Annotated in this window: 11 protein-coding genes; 2 read left to right on the plus strand and 9 right to left on the minus strand. The window is 59.0% G+C overall.

Features of this window, described 5'->3' with window-relative positions; all coding sequences use genetic code 11:
- From ABIQ96_RS18560 to ABIQ96_RS18595, 8 genes are all read right to left on the minus strand, one after another.
- Positions 1–1,377, minus strand: a complete 1,377-nt coding sequence (locus ABIQ96_RS18560; RefSeq protein WP_348216125.1) for a hypothetical protein — start codon at positions 1,375–1,377, stop codon at positions 1–3.
- Positions 1,374–2,720 (minus strand): hypothetical protein, encoded by a 1,347-nt coding sequence (locus ABIQ96_RS18565; RefSeq protein ID WP_348216126.1) that lies wholly within the window; start codon positions 2,718–2,720, stop codon positions 1,374–1,376. The genes ABIQ96_RS18560 and ABIQ96_RS18565 overlap by 4 nt, the downstream gene beginning before the upstream one ends.
- The gene (locus tag ABIQ96_RS18570) at positions 2,707–4,230 is read right to left on the minus strand and encodes a hypothetical protein (protein ID WP_348216127.1); all 1,524 of its coding nucleotides are present in this window, start codon (positions 4,228–4,230) and stop codon (positions 2,707–2,709) included. The genes ABIQ96_RS18565 and ABIQ96_RS18570 overlap by 14 nt, the downstream gene beginning before the upstream one ends.
- Positions 4,227–5,243: a prenyltransferase/squalene oxidase repeat-containing protein gene (locus tag ABIQ96_RS18575; protein ID WP_348216128.1), complete on the minus strand. Its 1,017-nt coding sequence runs from the start codon at positions 5,241–5,243 to the stop codon at positions 4,227–4,229. The genes ABIQ96_RS18570 and ABIQ96_RS18575 overlap by 4 nt, the downstream gene beginning before the upstream one ends.
- An 8-nt stretch (positions 5,244–5,251) precedes the next feature.
- Positions 5,252–5,875 carry a hypothetical protein gene (locus tag ABIQ96_RS18580; protein ID WP_348216129.1) on the minus strand — a complete coding sequence of 208 codons (624 nt, stop codon included), beginning with the start codon at positions 5,873–5,875 and terminating at the stop codon, positions 5,252–5,254.
- Positions 5,872–8,511, minus strand: a complete 2,640-nt coding sequence (locus ABIQ96_RS18585; protein WP_348216130.1) for a hypothetical protein — start codon at positions 8,509–8,511, stop codon at positions 5,872–5,874. The genes ABIQ96_RS18580 and ABIQ96_RS18585 overlap by 4 nt, the downstream gene beginning before the upstream one ends.
- 315 nt (positions 8,512–8,826) lie before the next feature.
- Positions 8,827–9,756 carry a 2-dehydropantoate 2-reductase gene (locus ABIQ96_RS18590; RefSeq protein WP_348216131.1) on the minus strand — a complete coding sequence of 310 codons (930 nt, stop codon included), beginning with the start codon at positions 9,754–9,756 and terminating at the stop codon, positions 8,827–8,829.
- Positions 9,753–10,745: a hypothetical protein gene (locus tag ABIQ96_RS18595; RefSeq protein ID WP_348216132.1), complete on the minus strand. Its 993-nt coding sequence runs from the start codon at positions 10,743–10,745 to the stop codon at positions 9,753–9,755. The genes ABIQ96_RS18590 and ABIQ96_RS18595 overlap by 4 nt, the downstream gene beginning before the upstream one ends.
- A 167-nt stretch (positions 10,746–10,912) precedes the next feature.
- Here ABIQ96_RS18595 and ABIQ96_RS18600 point away from each other — a divergent pair, with 167 nt between their 5' ends.
- Entirely contained in the window at positions 10,913–11,644 is a 732-nt protein-coding gene (locus tag ABIQ96_RS18600; RefSeq protein WP_348216133.1) for an outer membrane lipoprotein-sorting protein, read from the plus strand.
- Between the two features lie 106 nt (positions 11,645–11,750).
- Here the strand turns inward: ABIQ96_RS18600 and ABIQ96_RS18605 are convergent, their stop codons facing one another.
- On the minus strand, positions 11,751–14,843 hold the full coding sequence (locus ABIQ96_RS18605; RefSeq protein ID WP_348216134.1) for a glycoside hydrolase family 2 TIM barrel-domain containing protein: 3,093 nt from the start codon (positions 14,841–14,843) through the stop codon (positions 11,751–11,753).
- 183 nt (positions 14,844–15,026) lie between these two features.
- Here ABIQ96_RS18605 and ABIQ96_RS18610 point away from each other — a divergent pair, with 183 nt between their 5' ends.
- Entirely contained in the window at positions 15,027–15,821 is a 795-nt protein-coding gene (locus ABIQ96_RS18610) for a TatD family hydrolase (protein ID WP_348216135.1), read from the plus strand.
- Positions 15,822–15,944: the final 123 nt, after the last annotated feature.

Consider the following 15,944-nt stretch of genomic DNA (forward strand, 5'->3'; position numbering starts at 1 on the left):
TCACCAAGCACCGGCGGTGCGAATGTCCTCGAATTCAGGACTGTAGATGTTGAACTCGATGCGGTTGAAGGCGGAGAGTTTGAAACGGGCGGTGCCGAAGTTCTGGCTGAAGCCGGTGAGGGTGCCGTCTCCTACTTCGTCGAGGCGGAAAACAAGTGATGAACCATCGGGAAACCAAGCCCTGACATCGCCATTCTTCCGGATGCAGCGTTCCAGATCCACCGGCTTCAACGACAACGAGCGCAGCGACTCGATGGGCAGTTTCACTTCCTTGAACGGCGTTTTAACGACGATCAGACCGCCGTTGATCGAAACCACCTCGCCGGCGATGCTGTCACCGTTGCGCATTTCCATTCGCCCGGCCTTCGGTTTGACTTCGGGAGCGGGCTCGGGGTCTTCCTGCATGTCCTCGCCGAAGCCACGGCCGGCTTGGAACTGAGGATCGGGGACTTTCTCCGTTTCGCCATCCCATACTCCGACCTCGATGCGGGAAACCTGCAAAGGAACCGTGGTCTGGCTGATGAAATGGATGCCCTTGCCGAATTCGTTTCTAGCAAGTTCCGTATCGGTCCAGTTTTCAATGACCTGGCCGTCCAGATAGAGTGATATCTTTCCAGACTTCGAGCTGGCGCGGACCTCGACATGGGCCTTTTCGTTTTCCTGAAGGACCGCTGCATTCGGCGAATGGCCGATGAACCGCTGCCCTTTGCAACTGCGGAGCGAGACGTTTCGCTGTTGGAACTGGAGTTCATAACCCGAGGTCGGCCGGTCGCTGGAGAGATCGTCCGAAAAGACGACGAACTTGAGCATGAACCGATCGCGCCACTCGATGTCGAAGGCGACGCTGCATTCCTGAGGAAGCTTCACGTCGCGGGCGATGCTACCGGAACCGGTGGAGCGGAAACCTGAGTTCTGATAGATCCACGCCGGCTTGTCACCGGATTGTTTCCAGCCATCGAGTCCGTTGGGTCCGCGATAGATGAGATCCGGCCGCTCGGCGATGCGGATATCCGAAATCATGAGCCGGTTGAATTTCATCCGCCCGGCATACCACGTATCCAGCTCGACCGCGTCCTCGGAAACGCCGGCGAGCTGGCCACGGACCAAGTCGCCGTTGGTCAGGGTGATGGAAGCTTCATGACGGGCATCGATAACCGGTTGCTCGGCCGCCATGGTCAGCTCCAGCACTTTTTCCAACAGAAATGGCGCGGGCTTTTCCAAGATCGGCGATTTCCAAACGAGCTTCTCGGTAGTGAGGGATTCGAGAGAGCCGGACAAATGATCATTGTTGGAAAAACGAACGGTCGATTCCCCCTCGGCAGCGGCTAACCGGACGAGTGTCAGGAGAAAAACGAAAGTGACGGTAGCGGATTTCATTCCTCGGGTTTTGGATCGCTGTTCGGCCGCAGCCGCTCGAGAGCGGTCACTCCGCCCCGGTTGATTTGAAGGGTTCCCAATAACGGATGCGCGGCGGTCACGCCGGATTCGGAAAATTCACAGGAGGCCATGTGCAGCACTCCGTCGCCACGGAGTTTCAGCACCCACGGAGCTTGAGGCGCCGGGACCGGATCACCCTCCGGCTTGGCGAAGAAGACCGTCGAAACATCGCCTTCAGCAAGTTCCAGCGGTTTGTCCTGAAAATCGCTTTTGAAGGTAAAGACGGCACCGTCCTGTCCCGGACGAACTTCAGTTAGATGACCGCCCCAGCGGTCGTCGTCGCGGCTGATCATGCTGTCAATTTTCACATCGCCGCGGTCCTCCGAATGATGGCGCTCTTTGGAATTGTCGAAATCCAACAGCTCGATCCCGCGGATTTCCTGCGGCGTTCCCGATGGCGAGCTGCTGACAAAGACGAAGCCCGAGCCGATGGGGGCATTGGCAACCGGATCGACTCCAGCCGCTTCCGGCTCGCCGTTGAGCAGCAGGTGGAGTCGCGAGGATTTCCGATCCACCCGGATCTCGACGTCCACTTGGTTCGTCGGGAAGTCGTCCGCATTTCGGGTCAACAGGATCACGGATTGGATCTTCTGACCGGTGGCGGACTCGCGTTTGATTTCCATTCCCGATGCATTGAACTGGAAGAAATACCGATCCACCTGATCCGCCTTGGGCGTCAACGGATCGGCGAAATAAACGGTGAAATTCGGGCTGACCTGCCATTTCAAACCGAACTTGAAAACAAAACGCGAAGGCACGTCGATCTTGCGGATCGCCACTGCAGGACCGCTGGCTGATAGAGCCCCCTTGGTAAAGCGCCAGTTGCGGGAACCTTCCACATCGCCGGACCATTCCTCAAGGCTGCGCGGTCCCGAGTAAATCGCCTTTTGCCTGTGGACCCCGAGTTGCATGGATTGCAGGTATTCCCTCGGAATACTCAAGGCACCGGCGTCCGGGGTCACCACTTTGAGCACCTTGCCATCGAAACCTTCGATCCTGACAGGCAACAGATCGCCGTTGATCAGTTCGATCAGGCTCCCGGAGATCCCGGGCTGTGAATCGGAAGCGGCGAAGGTTATTTTTTTAACAGCATCCGGCTTGAGCTGGAGAGCTTCCGGCGACAAATCCGTCAGCAACTCCACCACGCCTTCACCATTGATCGAACGAACCGTTCCGGTGAGACGGGCATCTTCCGACAAGGTCAGTTCGTCGGCACGGGCATGCGTCGACGCCACAACCATCAGAGCGATTACGGGGCAGGTGAGGCAGTTAGAATTCAGCATCCCAGTCATCGATAAAATTATTGGACCCATGGAAATCGAGAAGAACCGCCGCTTCCAGAGCGACATCGATTTCACCGCACACCGGATTGACCAGGTGAACCGAGGAAGCCGTTCCGGAAACCGGGCGACCGGAAATTTGCCCGAGCGGGCTGAGCTGAACCACGAGATTGTCGGCCGGGGCTTCGCTCTCCTTGGCAAGCGTGTTGCGGGCGAAACGGATCTCGGCGACATCTCCGAGGCTGAATTGGAATTGTCCGAACTTCCCGTCGAACCGGATCTTGCCATCGCGGAAGGACTCGACCTTGCCGGAGAAGCGGTCGGTGCCGTTAGTCAGCAGGACGATGTCCTGATCGTCCGCTTGCAAGCTGCGAGCGGAGTCGGGCATGCCGTTCCATTCGGCGACCATTACATCGGAAACTTTCACGGGGGAATCCTCGGTCTGCACCACGAAACCAAACGCGTTGCCTTTGCCCGCGAACCGAGATGGATCGTAAAGACCGCCGGCGCTCTCGTTCCACTGGGCGACGAACGCGCCGTCCATGAACAGAGAGATCTCGCCGGTTAGGCGGTTGCTGCGGATTTCCACGGTTGCCTTGCCAGTGTCGCCGAGGCGGGTTCCGCCGCCGTTGATTTGCACCCTCTCGACGGATGGCACGCCGTCGCCGTCCACCGATGTCCGATAGAGGATCATCTGCATGGAGAAAATCTGGAGGACGTAACTGTTGCCGAAAAGCTTTGGCAGGATCGCGGAGTCGCCAGGAACGAAGCCGAGAGGGCGACGGCGCGGGTCGTCATGATTCGCCTCGTTTTTTTCCTCGGGCTGCGGCTTGGCAAGATCGGCGTGAAATGCAATGGCGACGGAAAGGCGGTTCCGCCAGGCAAGGTCGAAGCGGAGAATCGCGCGGTCAGGCATCGCGTTCTCGCGGATGATGGCCGTGCCGTAGCTTTTGCTTTTCCAATACCAGCCGGAGCCGGAAAACGCCCAGCGGCCGGGCTGCTCGGGTTTGACGGTTTCATTACCTGCGGCTTCCTTTTCCTCGGCGGGCATCCCCTCGGGAAAAGCGGCGTGCGCCATTTTCCACTCATCCTCGATAAAGGGTCCGTGATAACGGAGACGTCCACCTAACGGATTCGGCGCGAACATCGCCACCTGATCGCGGGGGATTCTCAGCATCCCGGCAAACTCGGTGTCCATCGTGACGGAGCGGTCGTCCATTTCCACGATCTTGCCGGGAATGCGGTCGCCATTGACCAACGCGACATGGGATACGGACGCCAGGGATTTCACCGGCCGGCCTCCGCGCAGCACGATCTGACGGACCTGATCCGCCTTGTATTCCACCGGGGTCGCGACGTCGTCACGCAGCCAGACCGCTTTGGGGCCATCCTTGATGCCTTCGAACGTGCCGTGGAGCTGGTCACCGTTGGTAAAACGCAGCAAGTCGGAAGACTCCGCGGCCCCGAGGACCGCGACGCCTAACAACCATGGAATGACGAGCCTTCGGATCATTTTTCGTAGATCGGCAGGAACCGGTAATTGAGTGCCAGCGAGAGGAGTGCGCCCGCGGTGTTGAAGGATGTTCCCTGATTCCCCGGGAACGAACCCTCGGGAGACTGAATGGTGCCAAGGTAGCGGATATTGCGGGCATTCCATTCCTTCCAAGTCGCCTCGTCCGCGTGGAACAGGGCCTGCGACATGTAATACTCGAAGTAAAACGGATAGTAGCGGTCGCGGTAGTCGAGGCTGTTTTTCAGGTAGGCGAGACTCGCCTGATAGCCGGCTGAATCCTTTTCCTTGGCCAACGACAGGCAAAGCAACCCAATGGCCGTTAGGGTCGGTTTTCCGCCGGAGCTGGAGGTGTATCCGTAGGAGCCATCCTTGGCCCGCATCAGGGCGAGGTAGTCGAGGCCTTTCTTGATCGTGCTGTCGGGAACAGCGAGCCCCGCATTCCGGGCCGCAAACAAGGTGACCATTTGGCAACCGGTCACGGTCGTGTCCGCATCCCGGCTCTCCGGAGTGTAGCGCCAGCCACCGAAACGGTTTCGCTTCTGCGAGCTAACAATCAAATCAACTGCCTTCTTCAGCGCCGGGGCGATCCGGGGGTCGTCCAGAACGCCGTAGGATTCGGCGAGCGCCTTGGTCGCGAACGCGTGGTTGTACATGCTCGATCCGATGTAGCCGTTTTTCTCGTTCTGCTCGGAAAGGATGAAGTCGATGCCGAGACGGATGTTCTTGGAATAGGGTCCGTTGTTAGGATCCTCTCCGTGGGCGAGAAATGACGCGACGCACAGACCTACGACACCCGGTTCCGAACCGACGCTGTCGGACCAGGAGCCTTTTTCATTCTGCGACTTGGCGAGATACTGAAGCCCTCGCTCGTAAATCAGTTCCGCTTGGGACGGAATCGAATCGTCCGCACGGCCCGGCAGATTCTGCGACCATGCGGCTCCGGAAATCGCGAAGGTTGCGCACGCGATAATGAGGCGCGCTGCCGGTTTCAAGTCTGTCGGATGATTCGTCATGGATCGGGTCATTTCACCTTTTTCTCGGCACCGCGGTTATAGGCATCCAGCGCTTTCCTAAATTCCTCAGGCAGGACATGACCGGCACTGCCGCTGGCCTTGGGCACCTTGCGGGCCTCGCTCTTGCCACCGGTCTCGCCGTCCGCCGCGCCGTTGGCAGCATCTGATAGACCGTTCAATCCGTTGCTGCCTGTATCGCTGGCTTGGTTCCCCTTGCCTTTGCCTTTCGAATCTCCTTCCGGGGGTTTCCCCATCATGCGCTCCATCATTTCCATCATGGCGCTGCCGGATTTGCCGCTGCCCTGCTGCTTCTGTTTTTCTTTGGCAGCCTCGTGGATTTTTTCGATGATATCCGTCTGGGCGGCGAGGGTTTTCCCGCCAGTGTCGGATGCGGCCAGATTGTCGGTGGCCTCGACCATGATCTCCTCGACGTTGGTGAGCAACTCGATGACTTTGGGAACCGTCTGCTCGATGGTAAGCTGCTGGACATCAGCCTTGAGTTCGTCCTGCCGGTCGGCCACCTTATTGGCGGCTTCACGGTGTTTTTCCTGGGCTGCGTCGAGCGGCTTTTCGTCCGCAGAGATGATCATCGGGACGCACGAAATCAGAATAGTTAGAGCAAAACGTTTCATGGTGCGTGTGCCGGTGTGGGTTTGTCGCTTCCACGGCGGAGTTGTTCGAGTGCGCGGGTTTGCGCCCTCAAGTCCTGTTCTTGTTGGACCATTTTCATGACCCGCAACATGAACTCGAAATCCTCGTCCTCGGGACTTTGTCCGCCTCCTCCTCCGCCGCCACCGGCTCCGTCCTTGTCTTTGTCGCCTTCCAGTTTTTTGGCCCACTCGGTGAGTTTGTCGGCCCAGATTTTCGAATTCTCCGTGGCGACGTAAGAGTGATTGGTGGTTAGCAAGGCCCGGACCTCTTCGAGACCGACGTCGATGCGGGACTCTTTCATTTCGGTGAGCAACTGCTTGAACGACTCCGTGCTGGTCCGGGCGAAATAATTCGCGAGATCCTCCTGGATCCAGCGGACGTCGGAGGCGGTATTCGCTTGTTGGCTGGTGGCTTCGTTCAACCGCCGCTGGTCGGAGGGATCGAGTTTGCCGCTCTTCACGCCGAGAATCCGGTCGTATGCCTCCACGAGCGAACTGGCGATGCCGTTCTGCTCGCCCGCGGCTTTCTTCAGGCGGTTGACGAAAGTGCCGGCCTCGAACTGGCGGTTCGCATCGTTCGCCTTGGCGAGTGCTTCCTGCATTTTCTCGACCGCTTTTTTCTGTTCCTCCACCGCTTCGGAAACATCCTTGCCGGTCTTCTCCGCGGCGTTCGCCTGATCCTGCGAGTCGTTGAGCTTTCCTTCCACTTTTGGCAGATCCTGTTGGGAAAGCTCCTGCATCGACTTGAGCGCCTCCGCCATTTTCTTCAGCGTGCCTTTCTCGATATCGCCATTGCGTGCGGCGTCCTTCATCAGACTTTCCATGCTATCGGTTAGCTCCTTCATCCGACGCTCGCTCTCGGCCTCGGCCTGCTCTTGATTTTCGAGACGTTTGGTATTTTCCTCCTTTTGAAGCTGCTCGCCGCCCAATTTCTCCAGCCGCTGGTTTTCGTCCAACAGCTCCTGCTCGCGCCGGGCGAGATCTTCAAACTCGGTGATGTTGCGGTCGAACCGGCTCTTGAGCAGTTGCGCATGTTCGTCGCGGGTGAGGACGTAGAGCACCACCGGCTCCGAGTAGGTTCTCTTCCGCTTCGGGAAATAATCCTCGGTGTAGCCGCGCAGCGTGATCTTCTGAGGAGTGATCCCGTAGGCAGCCGGCGAAAACGAAGCGGGCGACATGACCCGGCGCTCTTCAGGTCCGCCATCCTGAAGTTTGATTTCCCCCTTGGCGGGAGTCTCGTCGGTAGGTCGGGTGAATTGTCCGGACCATTCGATTCCCGACGATTTGACACCGAAATCATCTTCCCCCAACACCTCGAAATCAACGGTTTCCTCGGGCAGCATCACCTTCTGGCGTTCAATGCCCTGCAGATAACAGGTCGGCGCGGCGTCACGCACGGCATCGACCCGCAGACGATATCCCGACTCGCCGGAAAGTCCGAGTTCGTCGGCCCATGCAAAAGGAACTTCGAAAGGAACCGCGCCGATTTCAATCAACGGTGTCTTGGCGGTGAAACCGGATAGATCGAGCTTCCCGTCCACCGGTTCGTAAACGGAGTCGCTTTTTTCTTCGATCACCTGCGCCCGTGTCGGTCCATATGTCGCCGAAGCGAGCGGCCGGTTGGTGGTCAGTTCCATCCGGATGGAACTGCCCTCGACCGCGCTCACCACTCCGGTATTCAAATCCACCGTCCGTTGGGGAACCCCGAGATAATCCGGCGAGTTGATTACAGCGACGGCGCTCTCCACACTCGGCCGCGGAACAGGCTCGATCCTAACACGATGGCGCAGGTCGCCGATATGAAAATCGATGTTGCCGGGTTCCTGCTGGCCGGGAAACGTGAAGTGATAGATATCCTTCGCCAGCTTGCTTTCGACGGCGGGTTGCAATCCGTAACGGCCGGTCGCGTGCGAAGGCCGCTGCTCGGAATCGCCTGAAAGCCGCAGCGTGATTTCAAACGCCTCGCCAAACGCCACTGCCCGATAGACCGGCGGATTTTCCAAACGCGTGAAGGTGTAACGCTCGGTTTTTGACAGCGGCATCAGCCAGCGTTCCAGCGCATTCAATCCGGCCCGCGGAGTCAACGTGAATGCCGCTGCTGCAACACCCGCCAAGCCGAGCGCGGCCAACGACCAGCGCCGATGCCGCTGAGGCGGAAGCGCCTCGTCGAGTTTGCGTTTTCCCGTCTCCGCCGCCACCGCTTCCATCGCCGCCTCGCGAAGTCGCGGCGAAAGCGTGTCGGCATTTCCCTCCTGACTCTGAAGTTCGATGACGCCGAGCAAGCGATCGCCCAATCCGGGATAGCGACGGGCGATCAGGCGGGCCAGTTGCTCCTCGCGCCGCTGCCGCCAGACCCAGCGATGCAGCCAAAATGGGGCGAAAACCGTGAACAGCGAAACACCGCCCAGTAGGATGACCAGCCGTGCCCAACCCGGGGTTTGCCACACACGGTCTAGCCCATAAACCAGCAGAAAGGACACCAGCAGACCGATCACTCCGGCAGCGATCGCCTCAAGGATTTTCACCCGCCACAGATGACGCCGAAAGCCGTCCAACTGCACCCGAAGACCTTCGGGGATGACGACTTTGGAAGCGGGCGGATTGGGTGAAGTGGACATCGGGAAAACAACCGGCATTCCGGTCCTGCGGCGAATGAAGGAATCTCCCAAATCCAGCCGGGGACTTCCAGCGCATTCTCGCCGAGATTTGCCGATCCCACAAGTGGCTTTGTCGCCCTTGAGGAAACCTTGATACGCCCGGATTCCCGTATTTTTTCAGGACAACTCCTTGCGCCACTGTTCCGGCTTTTTTTGAAGACCGGCACCTTCGGTACGGTGCTTGCAGGCGATTTCCACAAGCTTCAGAGCGTCTTCCAAATTCGGTTTTTGCTGATCTCGGCGTGGCGGATATAATTGACGGGAAAACACCAGGATTCAAGTCCGAGAGGCCAATCGTTCGCGAATCCGACCGAGCAATTTCTCGAGATGCGGCATTTCCACGCCGACCCCGTTCGCCCTGCGCAACGGCTCCTCCCAAATCGGCGTGACCTCGACTTCACGACCTTCGACGAAATCGATCATGCTGGAGGTCCGATACGGCCCCATCGGCCGAGTGCGGTCGATGTTGAAATCGATGAGGTCTTCACTCAAATCGAGGCCCAAGGCCCGCGCGGCGGCGATGACTTCGGCCATCAGCGCGCGCAGTTCATTTTCGGTCCGTTCGTCGGCGAGCAGGATATCGGTGGTCACGCCGCCTTCCGCGACGGAGAGACCGTTGAACGGGATGTTCCACACGAGTTTTTCCCACTGGGATTTTCCCAGATTCTCCACGGCAACTCCTTGGATTTTCGCCAATTTGAAACGTCGTTCCAGCTCCGAGGCCCGGCCATCTCCACACGGTTGCCACTCGCCGATGGTCATTCGTCCGCCAGCGGAGTGACTAATTAAGCCGGGGGAAATCCGATTGATACAGACGAAGCACAGCCCGCCGAGCACCCGTTTCGGGCCGACGATTTCAACCAAACTCTCGCAATTTCCCAAGCCGTTCTGGAGCGTGAGCACTTGGGTTCCCGCGTGCAGAAGCGGCGGAAGAATGGCGGCAAGTTGATGATTTTCAGTGGCTTTCCATGCAACGATGACCAGATCCACCGGCCCGATTTCCTCCGGCGTTCGATAAACCTTCACCTCCGGCAGCTCGAAATCACCATGGGCGCTTTCCACTTTCAATCCGTCGCGGGAAATCGCGTCGAAATCCGAACGAACGAGAAACCTGACGTCTTCGCCCGCAGCCGCAAGCCGGCCACCATAATAGAGTCCGATGGCTCCCGAGCCGACGACGGCGACGCTTTTGAAAGTCCAGCTCACTCGTCCTTGAATGCTTCTGCGCGGCGTTCGTCGATACAGCGGGTCAACCACAGCACGAGTTTTTCGGCCTCCTCGGACTCGTTGCGCATCGAGCTGAGCGCCGCCCAATCCAGATGCGGACGGGTGCGCGGAGCCGCGATCCGGTTGATGTCGAGCTTGGCCATGATCGCCTCGGTTTCCCGCGGATGAGCATTCAAAATATTCGCCGGACGCGGGAGGTCATCCAAGGCTTCCGGGGTCAGGCCGAACGAAGTGACGCCCACGCCGAAACTCGCACTCAGACGCCGCAAGCTATCCGCCAGCGCCTCGTCCTCGATGGGAGCAGCATAGACAAGTTCCCCACCCTGCGCCCACATCGAGACTGCGAGCGTTTGGAAAAAATCCTCGCGATAGGTTTGCAGCGACGGTTGAATCCGCAGGCGAGCGGCGTGCAGTTTGAATGGAGCAATTCCGAGGCGCTGCTTGAACGACAACATCGTTTCATCCAGCGACATTTCCTCGTCGGGCGAGCCGCCGGTTTCCCAATCGACCAGCACCAGTTCGGGGTATTTCCAAAGATTGCTGATCGGCGCGTCCTTGCCGAATGCCTGGCGAAACGCGAACGGGAAGCGCCCGTTGATTTCGAAATAACGGGTCACCACCGCGCGGAACTTGCGGATCCGCAGCATCGTTTCGTCCACCATGTCCTGGTCGGCGGTCGTTAGATCATCGAGCCGTCCCTGGGTCAGCGCCAGCAACTCCTGCGCTCCCGACAACGCGGGCAGCGGAGCACTCCGGCGATAGTAGCCTTGGCCCTTTTCCACCTTCGCGATCGGCGAGCCGGGATCGCACGACATGATCGAGAAATGATAGCGTAACGAAGCATCCGAATAATTGCCGGTCAGTTGCAGCCGCGTCAGGCGGATCAACTCCGTCCCCTTGATCGAATCGGCGGGATTTCCCGGTAGCAACGTCGGAAGAATGTCTGATAGCTGGTTGCGGAGACTCATGGGGGTTTGGGAACGACTCTTGCGTTTTGGCCATCCAATTCGCCCCGCTGCGGATCATCAAGCCCCAAAAGAACCCGATTTAAAAAATTCACGTCTTCGGGTGGCGCTTTTTTGAAGGAAAGCGCCCTCAAGCTTGTCCAACCGCCCGATTGCCCCATCCTATCACCATGAATTTCAAATCAATCCTCCCCGCGCTGGCCGTCGCCGCCGCCTTCGTATCAACCGCCCACGCCCAACAGCCGGACGCCCAGAAAATCCTCGAAGGAGCCCGCATGTCCGCCACTCTCACGAAACTCGACGACGGGCTCAACGGCAACCTGCGCAAAGGCAATATCAACGTCCCCATCACGCTTTTCCTCAAAGGCAAGGACATCCAATTCCAGTTCTCCGAAAACAAGGGCCCGTGGAGGATCTTCCACATGCGCATCGGCGACGAGGACTTCAATCTGTTTGAAATCATCGAAGGCAAAACCGTCGCTTTTCCCGCCGACAAGATTGTGCAGCCTGTCGCGGGAACCGACCTGACTTACGAAGATCTCGCCCTGCGCTTTTTCTATTGGCCGAATCCCCAGTTCGAAGGCCAGGAGGACGTGGGTGGCGAACCTTGTTATAAAATCCGGGTCAACAAACCCAAAGGCTCGGCAGGCCGCTACGAAACCGTTTACGTCTGGGTGCACACGAAATTCGGAGCCTTCATGCGCATCCGCGGTCACGACAAAAACGGCGGGCTCGTGAAGGAATTCCAAGTCAAGGACGTCATGAAAGTCGCCGACAACGTCTGGACGCTCCGCACGATGCAGGTCGCGACCTGCGACCCTAACAACGAAGGCCGACGCCTCTCGATCACCGACATGACCTTCGATGCGCCGAAAAAAGTCGCCCCCCGCGGCGTGCGGTGAGGAGACTCTTCAATTGGAGCGCGGAATTCATTCCGCGCAAAATCTCCGTGACCATTCGCGCGAAATAAATTTCGCGCTCTAAGTTTACCCGGCATACGGTGATTTTTCAATCCCCGAAACGGAAGACCAGCGAACCCGTCTGCTCGCCACTGACTTTCGCCGGCATGCCGGAAGGACCGGAGTTTTCCGGAGTGAGAAACTTCGAACCGATCGCCGGAATGGCTTTCAGGAAGGACAGATCACCTGCCGGAAACGCCACCGTGGTGAACGGATGGCTGATCCTCGGCGTGCCGACACGCAGATAGGTCTCCGCATCGCGGGCGGTCACGGTTAGATCGCCTGTTTCCGTCGCGAGCCGTGCCCAGCGCAGGCCAGCGAAGCATCCTTGGAACTCGGGGAAGGTCCACGATTCTCCGGGCTGGATGTCGTTCTTCGCGATCTCGTAGGTGCCGAGGGTCGTGCCGCGCAAACGGTTTTGCCAGACGCGGGAAGGCCCCTCGCCCAGCCATTTGACCGATTGGAACTTGTCCTCGGGATGATCGAAGGTGATGCCGTGATAGGTGACATCGCCATCGAGCTTGTAGGAGTAATCGAGACGGAGCCCCTCGCCTTCCGAGAGGGTCCAACGGAATTTCACCGAACCATCTTCGGCCTCGGCATTTACCCAATCCGGTCCGCTCGTGACCTTGGCCGGAGCCGCCATCGCAGGAAAACGCTCCGCCTGATAGGCCACGCGCATTTTCTTCACCGCCGGTAGATTTCCATCCACCTGGCGGAAATTAGACAACCGCACGGCTGCCACCGTTTGGGGAGGGAATTCGTAGGTTTTGCCGTCACTGCTGCGGCGCGTGCCGTCGTAGAGGGTTTTCCAACTCTGGCCATCCAGAGAAATCTCCAGCTTGAAACCGGCCCAGTTGATGTTCTTGCCGAGGTCCAGTTCGATCTCCAGCAGGTTCAATGTCAGAGGCGTTTCTGGCTTCCAGACAATCGGCGCACCGGGCTTCGCCGGAGGATCGAAGCGGGCATCCGTCCAAGCGATATCACCCTTCGCCGGACGCGCGAAAACGACACGCGGTCCGTTCGCAAGTGATGAGGTTTTCCCGCCTTGCGACAAGGTTTTGAGCAGGCCGGTCTTCACGTCGAAGCTGGCGATCAGGTTCCCAGCACGGAGGGAAATGACGCTTCCTGAGTTTTCTACGGATGTCTTGCCGCTGGCTCTCGATGGCCCAGTGAGACGGGCACCGAGCGACGGAGTCGGCCAAGTCCATGTCCACAGGTCCCGCCCGGTGGCATCGGTGGCGGTGAGCGAGAGCGCGTCGGATTTCCCCCAGTCAGCAGGAAGTGATAGATCGAGCGAGCCATCCGCACCCGCCGCGATTTCCGGGGCCGGTTGCTTTCCGCTTGCAATCACGTTCGGCTCGGTGGCTGAGGCCGCGGGATCAGGGAAACGTAAGAGTTTCCACTCAAACCGGCATCCGGCGAGCGATACGAAATCGTAGCGGTTCCGGAGCTTGAGCTTGCCCGTGAATGACTTGTCGAGCGCGGGCCTATCGATCTGCACCGGCGAGAAAACATCCCGCACGGTATAACAGCTGCCCTTTTTCTCGTGATGCGGCCCGACGATGCCGTCCGGCGCGTAGGTGCTGAAGACATCGATGCGATTTCCCTGATCAGTGCGCATGATTCCCTCGTCCGCCAGCACCCAGATGAAACCGCCGCCGCCGAAGGGCGATGTGGTGATGGCCTTCCAGTAATCCTCCAGCCCCGCGCCCGCTCCACCGTCGTAGAGGCCGTGGATCATCTCGGTGGGCATCACGGTGTTGGGACCGGCGAGACGTTTCGTTAGATCGGCGAATGAAGGATAGTGTTTCGTGTCGATACCGTTGAAGGGTTCCCAAGGATGGAGGACGATGCGGTCCTGCGGATCATAGAGTCGGAAATCGCCGTCGAGCTCGCGGTTCCAGCCACCTTCGTTGCCGTTGTCCCAAAAGAGGATGCTCGGGTGACTGACGTCGCGCGTCGCCATCTCGCGGATCAGCTTGCGGCCGATCTCGGTGCCGTGCGAGTTTTGCCAACCGCTGAGTTCATCGAGGACGTAAAGTCCGAGTTCGTCGCAGGCTTCGAGGAACGCGACATCCGGCGGATAGTGGCTCATCCGGACGGCGTTCATGTTCATCGATTTCAGCAAGCGCACATCCTCGTAACTGGTCTCCGGATCAAGGCAACGTCCTGTCTCCGGACGGAAACTATGGCGGCAGACGCCCTTGAGCAGGATGCGTTTTCCATTGAGAAAAAATCCCCCGCCCTTCCGCACCTCGATGGTCCGGAAGCCGAAACGCTGCGTGACCTCGTGCATGTTCCAATTGTCTCGCTTCAGTGCCAGCTTCACCGTGTAAAGATTCGGGGTTTCCGCCGTCCAGAGTGCCGGGTTAGGGATTTTCGTTTCGAGGCTCACCCTGCTGCAACCGCCACCCGGAATTTCCGCAGAGAAAACCTCACCCACCGGATTTCCAGCAGCATCTTGGATCCGCGCCTCCAGCACGGCCGATTCCCGCAAGTTTCCGAAATCCACGTTCGCCTTGAAGACACCGTCCGCCGTCGCGTTCACCGAGACCTGCTCGATGCTGCGATCCGGCACAGCTTCGAGAAAAACCGGCCGGAAAATTCCTCCGAAGACCCAATAGTCCCCGTTGCGTTCGGCACGCTCGGTCAGGGGATCGGACGAGCGTTTCGCAACATCCACTTCCAACAGATTTTCACCGCCCTGATTGAGCAGTTTCGTGATGTCATACCGGAACCGATAGAAGCCGCCCTGATGCACCGGCCCCGCGGATTTCCCGTTCACCTTCACTTCGACATCCGTCATCACCCCGTCGAACACGATGCGAATCCGTCGCCCCTTCCAGTTCTCCGGGACCGTGAAGTGGGTCTTGTAAATGCCATGCTCGTCCGCCTTGCCGCCGGGACTGTCACCGTAGTTGTAGGAACCGAAGCCTTGCTGCTCCCAATTCGATGGCACCGGGATGGTCGTCTTCTCGCCCGCCCGGCGACCACCGGTCACCGAGAAATCCCACGGCACCGCGTCCTTCGGACCGTGACCGGAGAGATAGCGCACTTCCGTTTCCGCGGCAGCGGCAGGATGAATTCCCATCAGCAGGATGCCGGTGGCGAGTATGACAAGGGAGAAACGGCGGTTCATAGGATCCATGGAGATAAAGAAAGAGCTGGGTTTACGAGCGATGCACCCGGAGTGTTTCGTCGTGCTTGAGATTGAAGCAGCCGCCAGGGATCGCGTCCATCGCACGATTGGGTGAACCCGGCCTCACTCTTGCAAACTACCCATTCGGGGTTGATCCCCGGCGTTAGCCAGCCCAGCGTTGTCATGGAAATCATGCTTCACTGGACCGACGCCCACAACCATCTCCAAGACCCGCGTCTCGGAGATCCGGAGCCGATCATCGCCGCGATGAAGCAGGCGGGCGTCATCCACGGTGTCGTCAATGCCACCCGCGAGGCAGATTGGGCGGCGGTGGAAAAACTGGCGGAAACCCATCTGGATTTCATCTCACCCGCGTTCGGCATCCATCCGTGGCACGCCCACACCGCGACCGACGGCTGGCAGGAGCGCCTGCAAAAATTGTTAGAGAAGCATCCACAATCCTCCATCGGCGAGTGCGGTCTCGACCAATGGATTTCCAAACCCGCACTCGATCTCCAACGCCCCGTCTTCATCGACCAACTCCGCCTCGCCCGTGAAATGAATCGCCCCGTCACCATCCACTGCCTGAAAGCGTGGGGCGCGTTGTTCGATTCCTTCGCAGAAGCTCCCCCACCCCCGCGATTTCTCATGCACTCCTTCGGCGGCTCCATCGAGATCGCCCGTCGGCTGATTCCGCTAGGCGCATATTTCTCCTTCTCCGGCCACTTCCTCCATCCGAGAAAATCCGCCGTGCTCAATGTCTTCCGACAGCTTCCCCCCGACCGCATCTTGTTGGAAACCGACGCTCCCGACATGCTCCCGCCGCCGGAATTCATCAGCCATGCCCTGCCGGAAAACCACAACCACCCTGCCAATCTACCAGCCATCGGCCAGGCGCTCGCGGCTGCGCTCGGGATGACAGCCGATGCGCTCGCCGAAGTCACCCGCGGAAACGCCAGCCGTTGTTTCAAAGTTTAATCTGACGGACCGCGAAATTTATTTCGCGTGTCCTCGGAAGACTCCTAACGACCCCAAGCTCAACGACTGCGGCCACGAGACGCACCGATTGCAACCGCGATGGCCCGCCGCCCTTCGCTGCAG

This window comes from Luteolibacter sp., assembly GCF_039920825.1.
Classification (GTDB): Bacteria; Verrucomicrobiota; Verrucomicrobiia; order Verrucomicrobiales; family Akkermansiaceae; genus Luteolibacter.

Excerpts from the sequence above, each read along its gene's own strand:
- ABIQ96_RS18595 (WP_348216132.1), bottom strand. The coding sequence starts at position 10,745 with ATGAGTCTCCGCAACCAGCTATCAGACATTCTTCCGACGTTGCTACCG.
- ABIQ96_RS18560 (WP_348216125.1), bottom strand. The coding sequence starts at position 1,377 with ATGAAATCCGCTACCGTCACTTTCGTTTTTCTCCTGACACTCGTCCGG.
- ABIQ96_RS18605 (WP_348216134.1), bottom strand. The coding sequence starts at position 14,843 with ATGAACCGCCGTTTCTCCCTTGTCATACTCGCCACCGGCATCCTGCTG.
- ABIQ96_RS18570 (WP_348216127.1), bottom strand. The coding sequence starts at position 4,230 with ATGATCCGAAGGCTCGTCATTCCATGGTTGTTAGGCGTCGCGGTCCTC.
- ABIQ96_RS18565 (WP_348216126.1), bottom strand. The coding sequence starts at position 2,720 with ATGCTGAATTCTAACTGCCTCACCTGCCCCGTAATCGCTCTGATGGTT.
- ABIQ96_RS18585 (WP_348216130.1), bottom strand. The coding sequence starts at position 8,511 with ATGTCCACTTCACCCAATCCGCCCGCTTCCAAAGTCGTCATCCCCGAA.
- ABIQ96_RS18600 (WP_348216133.1), top strand. The coding sequence starts at position 10,913 with ATGAATTTCAAATCAATCCTCCCCGCGCTGGCCGTCGCCGCCGCCTTC.
- ABIQ96_RS18575 (WP_348216128.1), bottom strand. The coding sequence starts at position 5,243 with ATGACGAATCATCCGACAGACTTGAAACCGGCAGCGCGCCTCATTATC.
- ABIQ96_RS18610 (WP_348216135.1), top strand. The coding sequence starts at position 15,027 with ATGGAAATCATGCTTCACTGGACCGACGCCCACAACCATCTCCAAGAC.
- ABIQ96_RS18580 (WP_348216129.1), bottom strand. The coding sequence starts at position 5,875 with ATGAAACGTTTTGCTCTAACTATTCTGATTTCGTGCGTCCCGATGATC.